The sequence below is a fragment of the Actinomadura sp. 6K520 genome, from assembly GCF_004349245.1.
Lineage (GTDB): Bacteria > Actinomycetota > Actinomycetes > Streptosporangiales > Streptosporangiaceae > Spirillospora.
Genome location: NZ_SMLC01000202.1, coordinates 1 through 11,395 on the forward strand (window position 1 = coordinate 1; position 11,395 = coordinate 11,395).

Here is an 11,395-nt window from a genome sequence, read left to right on the forward strand (position 1 = left end):
GGGCGGTTGGGGTTGTGGGGGAGCAGGCCGGTCAGGACGGGTTTGCCGAGGGTCAGGGCTGGTTGGCGGAGCATGGCGTTCAGGAGGGTGGCGGCGGAGGCGTACCAGGCGCAGAGGGCGGTCAGGACGCCGATGTAGCCGCCTATCTGGATGGTGGTCTCGGTGGTGGTCAGGTTGCCGATGAACAGGATGATCAGGGTGGCCTCCAGGCTGACGAAGATGGCCAGGACGGCCTGGTTGATCTGGGTGCTCAGCAGCAGCAGGTAGGCGTTGAGGATCGCGAACGCCAGCATGATCCAGCCGAGGTCGTTGGCCTGGTCGGCGGGGTCGGTGGCGCCGGCCAGGAGGACGACGTAGAGGCCGAGGCCCAGCCAGAAAGCGCCGTAGGAGGAGAAGGCCGTGGCCCAGAAGACGTCGCGGTTGCGGAACTCCCACATGCCCGCCAGGAGCTGGACGAGGCCGCCGAAGGCGAGGGCGTAGCCGAGCCAGGCGTCGGTGCCGTCGGTCCAGCCGGCGTTCTTGGCGGAGAAGAGGAACAGGGTCACGGCCAGGGCCGCCAGGCCCAGCGGGACGGGGTCCGCGACGGTGGGCTGCGTCCGGAATTCTTGCTCGGCCTGGGACATGGCGCCTCCTGGGTGTGGCGATTCGCCCGTAACCCTGCCCGCGTTAATGGGGTGTTTCCCGCTGGCGGGCTAGTTTTGAACGGAATTGACGGAGTGCGGGAGCGTGATCCGGACGGTCGTCCCCCGGGACGGCGCCGAGAGGAGTTCGGCGCGGCCACCGTGAGCTGCGGCTATGGCGGCGACGATCGGGAGGCCGAGGCCCGTGCCGGTGGTGCCGTGCTCGGCCCGGTGGAAGCGTTCGAAGGCGCGGGCGGCGTCGGCGGCCTGCATGCCGGGGCCTTTGTCGGTCACTTCGATGATTCCGGGAGCAAGGTGAATGGTCGCCGGTGTCCCGGGGGGTGTGTGGGCGCGAATATTGGCGAGGAGATTTGCGAAAACCTGGCGTATTCGTGATTCGTCCACTGTTGCGTGGAGGGTGTCCGGGGCGTCGAGGGTGAGCGGGCGGTCCGGGTCGGCGGCGGTCGCGTCGGCGATGGCGTCGCGGGCGAGGGCGACCAGGTCGGTGGGGGCCGGGCGCAGCGACGCCTCGCGGTCGAGGCGGGCCAGGTCGAGGAGGTCGGTGACGAGCTTGTTCATGCGGCGCGCCTCGTCCTCGATGCGGCGCATGGCGTCGGGCAGTTCGTCGGGGCCGAGGGCGCCGTGCCGGTACAGCTCCGCGTAGCCCTGGATGGTCGTCAGCGGGGTGCGCAGTTCGTGGGACGCGTCGGCGGCGAACTCGCGGACGCGGGCCTCGGAGCGGCTGCGTGCCCAGAACGCCTGCTCGATGCGTTCCAGCATGACGTTGATGGCGGCGGCGAGGCGGGCGGTCTCGGTGCGCGGGCCGGGGTCGGGCATCCGGGCGCGCAGGTCGCCGCCGGCGGTGATGGCGTGGGCGGTGGCGGCCATCCGGTTCAGCGGCAGGAGGCCGCGCCCGATCAGGGTGCGGCCGAGCAGGGCGAGCAGTGTGAGCAGGACGATCCCCGTGGCGATCTCGGAGAGCACCAGGTTGCGGACGGCGGAGTGCACCTGGTCGAGCGGGGACGCCACGACGATGATGCTGTTGCGCCAGGGGCGGGCCACCGCTCGCAGTCCCGGGAGGGAGAACGGCTCGCGAGTGCTCGCGTGAGCGGTCAGCTCGTCCCGGCTGAGGTTTTGCACCTCGTTCAGGGCGCGACTGGGGTCTGGTTCGTCGCCGCTTAGAGCACGCACCTGGTTCGTAGGGTCGACCACCAGGATGATGAAGCGGGAGGGTGCGACGCCCCGGGGTGTCTCGGGGAGCATCAGCCGTCCCATGGCGCGGTTCGGGACGGCCTGGAGGTCTTCGTCCACCCGGTGCATCAGGTAGCCGTTGAGGACGAGCGCGCTGACCAGGGCCATGATCGCCAGGCCGGCGACGGTGATTGCGAGGAGGCCGCTGAGCAGGCGGGCGTTGAGCGTCATGGCCGCAGCGCGTAGCCCACGCCGCGCCGGGTGTGGATGAGCGGCGTGCCGAGCGGGTCCAGTTTGCGGCGCAGGTAGCTGATGTAGGTCTCGACGACCTGCGGGTTGCCGTGCTCCCAGCCCCACACGGCGGCGAGGAGCTGGGTGCGGGACAGCACCATGCCCGTGTTGCGCATCAGGTACGCGAGCAGGCGGAACTCGGTCGGGGAGAGGTCGACCTCGACGCCGCCGCGCCGTACCGTCCACTGCTCCTCGTCCAGTTCGAGGTCCGCCACGCGCAGGACGCCGTCGGACGCGGGCGCGACACGGTCCGGCGCGGGCGGGGCCGCCCGGCGCAGCACGGCCCGCACCCGCGCGATCAGGGACTCGATGGAGAACGGCTTGCCGACGTAGTCGTCGCCGCCGAGGGTGAGCCCGGTGACGGTGTCGGACGGCGTGTCCCGCGCCGTCAGGAAGATCACCGGGACCTGGTTCCCGTCCGCGCGGAGCCGCCGGCAGACCTCGAAGCCGTCGACGTCGGGCAGCATGACGTCCAGCAGGACGAGGTCGGGGCGTTCGCGGGCGACCGCCCGCAGCGCCTCCTCGCCGGTGTCCGCGGTCACGGTCGCGAAGCCGTGGAAGCGCAGCGCGACCTCGATGAGGTCGCGGATGTTGGCCTCGTCCTCCACGACGAGCACCCGCCTGCCCTCGTTCATCGGCTCCCGCGCCTGCCTTCGCCCATGCGGCTCGTCGGACCCTCCCCGGACGGCGCTGTGGTCGCCCGCACCGAAAATACCCTCTGTGGTCGTGGCGGCACGCGGCGGACGGGAACCTCCGGGGCGATGCCGTCAGTCCCGCACGTGGATGATCTTGGCGGTCCGCGTGTCGCCGGAGCGTTCGCCCGCGATCCGGATCTCGTCGTCCTTCGCCAGGTCCTTGAGGGCGATGTCCTCGCGGTCCTTGCGAATCCTGGTGTCGCCGTTGGTCGTCCACGTCCAGGTCGCCCCGTCGGCGCTCTTGACGGTCAGCGTCGTCGACGACAGGGCGGTGATCTCGCCGTGCTGGAAGGTGGCGAGGCGGAAGCCGTCGCCGTCGCGGACGGTGGCCTCGCCGTGGACGCCGCGTCCGCCGCGCAGGCCGAAACCGTGCCCGCCGGGACCGCGCTCGCCCCGGCCGTGCCGGCCCGGGCCCCACTTGAACGGGCGGTCCTCGCCCCGCTCGGACGGCTGCGCCGTGGGGGACGGGGAGGGGGAGTCGGCGATGGCGGGGACGGCGACGTAGAGGCCGAGGCCGAGCAGGCCGGCGGTGCCCAGCCCGGCGATGAAGGTCTTGCGGTCGGTTCGCATGGGAACCATCAAACCGGCGGGGTCTGGCAGAACACCCCGCGCGATCCTGGGAGAACCCTGGGAATCGGCCTACCGCACCCCGGCGAGCATGGCGTCGATCAGGTGGACGGCCTGCTCCCGGGCTCGGGACGGGTCTTCCGCGTCGGCCACGGAGAGGGCGAGTTCGGTCAGCGCACCGTAGAACGCGGCCGTGGTGAGCGCGAGGGGGTGCGGGGCGGAGTCGCCGAGGAGCGCGGTCAGGCGCTCGGTGAGGATGGTGCCGAGGTACCGCTGGTCGAGTTCGCGCCACCGCTGCCAGCCGAGCGCGATCGGGCCTTGCAGGAGGACGATCTCCCGGTACTCGGGGTCGGAGCAGATCTCCAGGAACGTTCGGACGCCCGCGGCGGCTTTGTCCCGGGCGGTCTCGTGCGGCGCCGTCGCGGCGGTGATCCGGGACGCGGCGCGGGCTTCGAGGTCCTCGAAGACGGCCTCGAACAGGCCCTGCTTCCCGGCGAAGTGGTGGTAGAGGGCGCCGCGGGTGAGGCCGGCGGCGGCGACGAGTTCCTCGGCGGAGACGGCGGTGAAGCCGCGCTGGGCGAAGAAGCGGCGGCCGGTGTCGAGGAGGGCGGCGCGGGTGCTCTCGGCGTAACGCTCCCGCCGGGTCTTGACCTGCTCCATCCGGCATGTATAACACATACATGATGTATGTCAGATGCATCACGTATGGGAGGGGACATGGCGGATGTCGCGATCGTCGGGGCGGGGGTCGCCGGACTGGTCGCCGCCCGTGACCTCGTCCGGGGCGGGCACGAAGTGGTCGTCCTGGAAGCGCGGGACCGGGTCGGCGGACGGCTGCTGAACGGCGAGCTTCCCGGCGGCGAGCCGATCGAGGTCGGCGGCCAGTGGGTCGGCCCCGGGCAGGACGCGGTGCTCGCGCTGCTGGACGAGCTGGGGCTCTCGACGTACCCGACGTACGACCGGGGGCGGCACATCGCCGAGATCGGCGGTACGCGCGGCGAGTACACCGGCCGCATCCCCCGCCTGTCCCCCGCCACGCTCGCCGACATCGCGCAGGGCCAGTGGCGCATCGACCGCATGAGGCGCGGCATCCCCGCGGACGCCCCGTGGGCCGCGCGGCATGCCGCACGCCTGGACGCCCAGACGTTCGACACCTGGATCCGCCGGAACCTGCGCACCCGCGGCGGCCGCGCGTTCATGCGGCTGATCACGCAGGCGGTGTTCTCCGCCGAGGCCGCGGACCTGTCCGCGCTCTGGGCGGGGTTCTACATCGCCGCCGCAGGAGGGCTCGACCCGCTCATCGAGACGACCGGCGGCGCCCAGCAGGACCGGGTCTCCGGCGGCTCGCAGCGGATCGCGCTCGCGCTGGCGGACGAGCTGGGGGACCGCGTCGTCCTGGACGCGCCGGTCACGGAGATCGCGTGGGCGGACGGCTCCGTCCGGCTCCGCACACCGTCGCGGGAGGTCCGGGCGCGCAGCGCGATCGTGGCCGTCCCGCCGCCGCTGGCCGGGCGCATCCGCTACACGCCGGGGCTGCCCGGGGACCGCGACCAGCTCGTCCAGCGCCTGCCGATGGGGCGGGTCATCAAGGTGAACGTCGTGTACGAGGAGCCGTTCTGGCGCGCGGACGGGTTCAGCGGGCAGGTGACCAGCGCGAACCGCCCGTTCGGGATCACGTTCGACAACACCCCGGAGCACGGCGGGCCGGGCGTGCTGGTGGGGTTCCTGGAGGGCCGGCACGCGGACATCGCCGCGCGCGTGCCCGCGGCGGAGCGCCGCGCCCAGGTCATCGCCGACCTGGTCGGGTACTTCGGGCCGCGGGCGGGGGACCCGGTCGCCTGCATCGAGCGGGACTGGGCCGCGGAGGAGTACTCGCGCGGCTGCTACGGCGCCTTCGCCGCCCCCGGAACGCTGACCCGCTTCGGGCCGGCCCTCCGCCGGCCGGTCGGCCCGCTGCACTGGGCGGGCACGGAGACGGCGACGAGATGGGCCGGCTACATCGACGGCGCCGTCGAGTCCGGCCACCGCGCCGCCCGCGAAGCGGCCCGGGCGGGTCTCAGTCGGCCGAGGTGAGGGTTTCCAGGACCTGGGGGCCGTACTTGGCGAGTTTGTTCTCGCCCACGCCGTTCACGTGGCCGAGTTCGGTGAGGGTCGTCGGGAGGGCCGTCGCGATCTCGCGCAGGGTCGCGTCGTGGAAGATGACGTAGGCGGGGACGCCCTGCTCCTTGGCGGTCGCGGCGCGCCAGGCGCGGAGGCGTTCGAAGAGCGGCATGGCCTCGGCGGGCAGCTCGACGGGGGCCTTGCGGTCCTTGGCGGCCTTCGCCGCCTTCGGGGCGGGACGGTCTGGTTCGCGGCGCATCAGCACTGTGCGTTCCCCGCGCAGGACGGCGGCGCTCTCGTCGGTCTGGACCAGCGTGCCGTGGTTGCTCTCGACGGCGACGAGGCCCTGCGCGAGGAGCTGCCGGACGACGCCGCGCCATTCGGCCTCGCGCAGGTCGGTGCCGACCCCGAACGGCTTCAGGGTGTCGTGGTCGAACTGGATGACCTTGGCGTTCTTCTTGCCGAGCAGGATGTCGATGATGTGGCCGGCGCCGAACTTCTGGCGCCGTTCGCGGTCGAGCCGCACGATCACCGACAGGACCTTCTGCGCGGGGACGGTCGCGTCCCACGATTCGGGCGGGGTCAGGCAGGTGTCGCAGTTGCCGCACGGTTCGGCGGACTGGCCGAAGTAGTCGAGCAGCCGGACGCGGCGGCACTCGACCGTCTCGCAGAGGGCGAGCATGGCGTCGAGGGCCATGGCCTGGCGGCGCCGGAACGCGGCGTCACCCTCGCCCCCGTCGATCATCTTGCGCAGGTTGACGACGTCCTGCAGGCCGTAGGCGAGCCAGGCCGTGGACGGGAGGCCGTCGCGCCCGGCCCGTCCCGTCTCCTGGTAGTAGCCCTCGACGGACTTGGGGAGGTCCAGGTGGGCGACGAAGCGGACGTCGGGTTTGTCGATGCCCATGCCGAACGCGATGGTCGCGACGATGACGAGGCCGTCCTCGCGGAGGAAGCGCGCCTGGTTGGCGGCGCGCGTCTGCCCGTCCAGGCCCGCGTGGTAGGGGAGCGCCTCGATGCCGTTCTCGGTCAGGAACGCGGCGTGCTTCTCCACCGAGTTGCGGGACAGGCAGTAGACGATGCCCGCGTCGCCCTTGTGCTCGGCCTGGAGGAGGCGGAGGAGTTGGCGCTTGGCGTCGGTCTTCGGCTCGATCCGGTACTGGATGTTGGGGCGGTCGAAGGAGGCGACGAAGTGCTTGGCCTCCTCGAGCTGGAGGCGGGAGGCGATCTCGCGGCGGGTCGCCTCGGTGGCGGTGGCGGTGAGGGCGATGCGCGGGATCTCCGGCCAGCGTTCGTGCAGGCCCGACAGCATGAGGTAGTCGGGGCGGAAGTCGTGCCCCCACTGCGACACGCAGTGCGCCTCGTCGATCGCGAACAGCGAGACGTCGCCGCGGCCGAGCAGCTCGACGGTCGAGGCGAGCCGCAGCCGCTCGGGCGCCAGGTAGAGCAGGTCGAGCTCACCGGTGGTGAACTGCGCCTCGACGACGCGGCGCTCGTCGTGGTCCTGGGTGGAGTTGAGGAAGCCCGCCCGGACGCCGAGCGCCCGCATCGCGTCGACCTGGTCCTGCATGAGGGCGATGAGCGGCGAGATGACGACCCCGGTGCCCTTCCGGACGAGCGCCGGGATCTGGTAGCACAGCGACTTCCCGCCGCCGGTCGGCATCAGCACGAGGGCGTCGCCGCCGGACGCCACATGCTCGACGATCTCCTGCTGGCCGTCCCGGAACGTGTCGTACCCGAACACGCGCCGCAGGATGTCGAGGGACTCCGGGATCTCGGGGGAAGCCATCGGCCCATACTACGAGCGGCCGCGCCCCCCGCCCCCGCGAACGCTACTTGTGGATAACCCCCACCAGCTCCGGGGTCACCTCGTCCAGGCCGTCGGCGACGTGCGCGGCGAGTGCCAGTGCGTCCGGCGCCGGTGGATGCGCCGGGCGCGGGATCGCGATCACCGTCATCCCGGCCGCGTGCGCCGAGCGGATGCCGTTGGCGGAGTCCTCGATGGCGACGCAGTCGCCGCCGGGCACCCCCATCTGGGCGGCCACGGTGAGGTACCCGTCCGGCTCGGGCTTGCCGCGGTCGACCTCCTCGGTGGAGACGGTGGTGCGGAACAGCCCGTCCACTCTGAGCTTGCCGAGCACCAGGTCGATGAGTGCGCGCGGTGACGAGCTGGCGAGGCCGAGCGGACGGTACTCGGCCATCCGGCGGACGGCCTCCTCCGCCCCCGGCAGCAGCGGCAGCCGCTCCTGGTACCGCTGGAGCATCTGGTCGACCACCTCGTAGGCGACCTGCTCCGCCGGGACGCCGCCGATGAGGTCGGTGGCGAGGTACTCGGCCCACTCGTTGGTGCTCATGCCCATGAGGCGCTCCTGGGAGTCGGGCAGCCAGCGCCCGCCGCGGTCGGCGACGTACGCGCGCCGCACCTCCTCCCACATCGGCTCCGAATCGATCAGGACGCCGTCCAGATCGAACACGATGGCCTGCACGGGCATGGGTTCCTCCCGGTCTCGGTAGCTGCGCGCCTCCGGCACGAGCACTACCCGATGCGGTCGACAGGGAACGTTGCGCATTGGTTCCCTCGAAAGTCCGCTGACCTGTATTTATCCGACCAATGCGACATGATGCGGTTTCGGTCTGGCATGGTGGAGACCCTCCGTACCCCCCTCCGGAGTCACTGCAGAGGAGATCTGCCCATGGTGTTCCTCGGTTTCCTGCTGGTCGCGGCCGCCATCCTCGCCGGGGTCGGCGTGGCCCTCGACAACGCCGAAGCCGCGAACCTCGTCCTCTTCGGCCAGACCGTCCCCGGCGTGACCGAGCAGTGGCAGGTCTTCCTCGCCGGCGCGGCCGTGGCCCTCGTCCTCTGCTGCGGGACGGCGCTCACCTTCACCGGCGCCGCGCGCCGCATCCGCACCCGCCGCGACCTGCGCGACCTGCGGGAGGAGCACGAGGAGTCGCTGACCGCGCTCGTCGCGGAGAAGCGCCGCCTGGAGCGCGAGCTCGCCCAGGCCCAGCGGGGTGCCGGCGCCGGACGCCCCGAGCCGGCGGCGCCCCGCCCGGCGGGCGAGACCGGGCCGCTTCCCCGGTGGCAGCCGGCCACCGCCGCCCCGGGCGTCCGCGTCGCGCCGAAGAACCCCGGCGCCTCCCCCTTCTTCAGCCGCAACGACTGAGGCGGGTCGGCGGGGCCGGCCCGCGAAGGGCCGGTTCAGGCGTCCTCGACCAGGTGGGGCGCGGCCGTGCCGGCGCGTTCGAACGGGCTGGTCTCCAGCCTGCCGGACGGCGCGCCCGCGTACTCCCGGTAGGACGGCGGGCGGGAGCCCGCCGCCCCGACGAGTATCCACCGGCGCGCCCGGACGGCGCCGATGAGGAACTCACCGTCCGTCACCTCGCCCGCGTCCGCGACGATCAGCGCGTCGAACTCCTCGTCGCGGGCGGTGAGGCCGATGCCCGCGGGCGTCCCGACGACGAGGTCGGCGGCGCCGAGCAGCACATCGCCGCCCGCCGCCCGCTCGCCGTTCAGGTAGCCGGTGAGCTGCTCGATCCGGGCCATCGCGCGCCGCTGGTGCGCCGGGACGACCTCCGGGTCCGCGGCGGGGTCCGCGCCGCAGGTCTCCCGGACCTTCTCCCGGGAGAGCTCCTCGGTCCGCCGCGCGGCCGCCAGATCGGTGTCGCGGGCGGACATCTCCGCGGCGGCCTCGGCCGTGCGGCGTTCGAGCGCCCTCTCCGTCTCCGCCGCCCTGGCCGCGGCCTTCTCCGCGTCCGACCGGGCCCGGCCCGCCGCCGCGAGGGCCTTCTCACGGGACGTCCGGGCCGCGTTCACCCGGTCCTCGATCTGCTGTGCGGCCTGCTGCGCGGCGCGGGCCCGCATGGCGGCCTGGGTGGCCCGCTCCACCGACTCCGCCGCCAGCCGTGCCTGCTCCCGATGTTCGGCGCCCGCCGTCTCCCGCTCCGTCGCGAGCCAGGCCAGCTCCGTGCCCAGCCGCTCCTGCGCCTCCTGCGCCGCCGCGAGCCGTGCCCCGCCCTCCGAGACGAACGACGCGAGCCCCCGCCGGATCCGCTCGGCGTTCTCCGCCGCGTCCTTGGCCTCCCGGGCCCGCTTGGCGGCCTCGTCCGCGTCCCGTGTCCGGGCCCTGAACTCCGCGCGCAGGCTCTTCAGCTCGGACGGCGGCGACGCCACGTGCAGCCGCTGGCCGAGCGTCATCCTCCGGCGCACCGCCGCCAGCGCCGACTCCGCCGCCGCCAGCCGGTAGTAGGCGGCGTGCCCCTCGGCCGCCGCGTCCGCGTCCGCCGCCGCCAGCCGGTGGGACTCCTCCGCCGCGTGGGGCAGCGCCTCCCGCGCACGCGCCAGCTCGTCCGTCAGGGACGCCTCTGTCCGCCGCGCGGCCTGCAGTTCGGACTGCGCGGTCTTGGCGCGCTCGTCCATCTGGACGCAGCGCGCGTAGGACGCGTCGGCCGTCCGCGTCAGCGCGTTCGCTTCGGTGGCCGCCTCGTCCGCCTCCGTCTTGAGCCGCTCCGCCTCGGCGCGCGGCCCAGCGAGTTCCTCTTCGGCCTCCCGCTGGACGACGGCGAGCCGTTCCGCCTCCGCCTCGGCCTCCTCGGCGGCCTGCCCGGCGGCGGTCCCCGTCTTCCGGTACTCCTCGACCGCGCGGGCCAGCGCGGCCCGCTCGGCCTCCAGTTCCTCGCCGCGCCGCACATGCTCGGCCTCGACGGACTGCAGCGCCGCCGCGTCCCTGGGCCACTGCTCCAGCGACATCAGCTCGCGCCGCAGCAGGCGGATCTCCGTCTCCCATCCCTGCCGCCACGCCTCCCCGACCGGCCGCAGCGCGGCCGACCGGACCCTCGCCTCCGGCGCGGACGGCCCCTCCTCCGGGGCGGCCGGTTCCGCGAGGGGCAGCGCGGGCAGCGGCTCGACCCGCGTGACCGCCGACGAGCACTCCTCCGGCGTCCCGGACACCGGCCTGAACTCGACCGTCCCGTTGCCGCCGGGCTCCCGCACGGGCGTCGCCTCGACGGCCCTGACGGCCTCGACGGCCTCGTCGTCCACCGGCGGGAACGCCTGGGTCTCCACCGAATCGGCCTCCGCCGTCGCCGGACGCGTCTCGACGAGCAGCGAGAAGACCTCGGGATCCGCCTCCAGCCCGCGCAGCAGCTCCGCCGCCCGCTCCGGCGTGGGCGCGACGAGCAGCGCCCGCCCGTCCGCCGCCGCCAGCTCCCGCACGAGCTCGCGGATGACCTCGTCCCCGTCCTCCCGCCGGACGAGCCGGAGCTCTTCCGTCCTCTCCAGCGACCCGGGCGCGACCAGGAACCGTGCGAGCACCTCCCAGTTCCCCGCGACCCGCTCCTCCCGCAACGCGCGCAGCGCCGCGATGTGCGGCCGCCAGCCCACCGGCGGGACGTCCTCGGGCACCTCCCGGAGCCGCGCGTCGATCCGCTCGTAGAACCCGGTCAGCGGCTCGTGGACGCTCTCGACCAGCTCGCGCCCGCCCCACTCGTCCGCGACGATCTCGGTCCCCAGCGAGGGAGTGGCACTCCCCTCCACCACCTCCTCAAGCGGCACGGTCTCGAACCCGGCCCGAGGATCCAACCCATCCGCCGGCCCGCCCGCCGACTCCCCGCCTGACCCGGGCTCGACGCCGTCGTCCTGCGGCTCGCTTTCCGCTGCGCCCGCCTCTTGGCCCGCGAACGCGGCGTCGCCCACCGAAGGGGCGCTTCCTGCGTCCGCGACCGCTTCCGTGGCGCCGCTGGACGGGTACCCGCCTTCACTCGTCGCCGGGTCTGCCGCTTCCGTGGGCGTCTCAGTGTCGCCCGGGGCAGGCATTTCGGTGGTCTGAGCGGCCGGGTCCGGAACCGCGGTCTCGCCGGGTGCGTGATCCTCTGGATTCGCCGGGGCTTCTGGGCCGCTGGGTGTCTCGGTGCTGCTCGGGGACGGGGCTTCGG

At 73.5% G+C, this 11,395-nt stretch carries 10 protein-coding genes; 2 read left to right on the forward strand and 8 right to left on the reverse strand.

The annotated features are described in order from the left end of the window. The 5 genes from E1289_RS32435 to E1289_RS32455 form a co-directional block, all read right to left on the reverse strand. The coding region (locus E1289_RS32435) for a GPR1/FUN34/YaaH family transporter (protein WP_131987094.1) at positions 1-623 on the reverse strand (623 nt) is incomplete at its 3' end. A 69-nt stretch (positions 624-692) separates the two neighbouring features. Then, positions 693-2,042, reverse strand: a complete 1,350-nt coding sequence (locus tag E1289_RS32440) for a HAMP domain-containing sensor histidine kinase (protein ID WP_131987096.1) — start codon at positions 2,040-2,042, stop codon at positions 693-695. After that, the gene (locus E1289_RS32445; RefSeq protein ID WP_131987098.1) at positions 2,039-2,737 is read right to left on the reverse strand and encodes a response regulator transcription factor; all 699 of its coding nucleotides are present in this window, start codon (positions 2,735-2,737) and stop codon (positions 2,039-2,041) included. The genes E1289_RS32440 and E1289_RS32445 overlap by 4 nt, the downstream gene beginning before the upstream one ends. Positions 2,738-2,869: 132 nt before the next feature. Continuing rightward, positions 2,870-3,367, reverse strand: coding sequence for a DUF5666 domain-containing protein (locus E1289_RS32450; RefSeq protein WP_131987100.1), 498 nt, complete (start codon positions 3,365-3,367; stop codon positions 2,870-2,872). Positions 3,368-3,436: 69 nt separating this feature from the next. Beyond that, entirely contained in the window at positions 3,437-4,024 is a 588-nt protein-coding gene (locus E1289_RS32455; protein WP_131987102.1) for a TetR/AcrR family transcriptional regulator, read from the reverse strand. Between the two features lie 57 nt (positions 4,025-4,081). On the opposite strand from E1289_RS32455, the gene E1289_RS32460 reads away from it, so the two are divergent. Then, a complete protein-coding gene (locus E1289_RS32460; protein WP_131987104.1) occupies positions 4,082-5,437 on the forward strand; it encodes a flavin monoamine oxidase family protein in 1,356 nt (451 codons plus the stop codon). Here E1289_RS32460 and recQ read toward each other — a convergent pair. Together recQ and E1289_RS32470 are read right to left on the reverse strand one after the other, a co-directional pair. Next, entirely contained in the window at positions 5,421-7,250 is a 1,830-nt protein-coding gene (recQ, locus tag E1289_RS32465) for a DNA helicase RecQ (RefSeq protein ID WP_131987106.1), read from the reverse strand. The genes E1289_RS32460 and recQ overlap by 17 nt on opposite strands. Before the next feature lie 43 nt (positions 7,251-7,293). Next, positions 7,294-7,953 (reverse strand): HAD family phosphatase, encoded by a 660-nt coding sequence (locus tag E1289_RS32470; RefSeq protein WP_131987108.1) that lies wholly within the window; start codon positions 7,951-7,953, stop codon positions 7,294-7,296. Between the two features lie 201 nt (positions 7,954-8,154). Between E1289_RS32470 and E1289_RS32475 the strand changes: the two genes are divergently transcribed. After that, positions 8,155-8,628: a hypothetical protein gene (locus E1289_RS32475; protein ID WP_207929293.1), complete on the forward strand. Its 474-nt coding sequence runs from the start codon at positions 8,155-8,157 to the stop codon at positions 8,626-8,628. Positions 8,629-8,663: 35 nt separating this feature from the next. On the opposite strand, the gene E1289_RS32480 is transcribed toward E1289_RS32475, so the two are convergent. Continuing rightward, positions 8,664-11,156, reverse strand: coding sequence for a hypothetical protein (locus E1289_RS32480; RefSeq protein WP_131987110.1), 2,493 nt, complete (start codon positions 11,154-11,156; stop codon positions 8,664-8,666). Between the last annotated feature and the right edge of the window lie 239 nt (positions 11,157-11,395).

Bases quoted from the DNA above. Each gene is read 5' to 3' on its own strand.
- E1289_RS32440 (WP_131987096.1), bottom strand. From the start codon at position 2,042: ATGACGCTCAACGCCCGCCTGCTCAGCGGCCTCCTCGCAATCACCGTC.
- E1289_RS32445 (WP_131987098.1), bottom strand. From the start codon at position 2,737: ATGAACGAGGGCAGGCGGGTGCTCGTCGTGGAGGACGAGGCCAACATC.
- E1289_RS32450 (WP_131987100.1), bottom strand. From the start codon at position 3,367: ATGCGAACCGACCGCAAGACCTTCATCGCCGGGCTGGGCACCGCCGGC.
- E1289_RS32455 (WP_131987102.1), bottom strand. From the start codon at position 4,024: ATGGAGCAGGTCAAGACCCGGCGGGAGCGTTACGCCGAGAGCACCCGC.
- E1289_RS32460 (WP_131987104.1), top strand. From the start codon at position 4,082: ATGGCGGATGTCGCGATCGTCGGGGCGGGGGTCGCCGGACTGGTCGCC.
- recQ (WP_131987106.1), bottom strand. From the start codon at position 7,250: ATGGCTTCCCCCGAGATCCCGGAGTCCCTCGACATCCTGCGGCGCGTG.
- E1289_RS32470 (WP_131987108.1), bottom strand. From the start codon at position 7,953: ATGCCCGTGCAGGCCATCGTGTTCGATCTGGACGGCGTCCTGATCGAT.
- E1289_RS32475 (WP_207929293.1), top strand. From the start codon at position 8,155: ATGGTGTTCCTCGGTTTCCTGCTGGTCGCGGCCGCCATCCTCGCCGGG.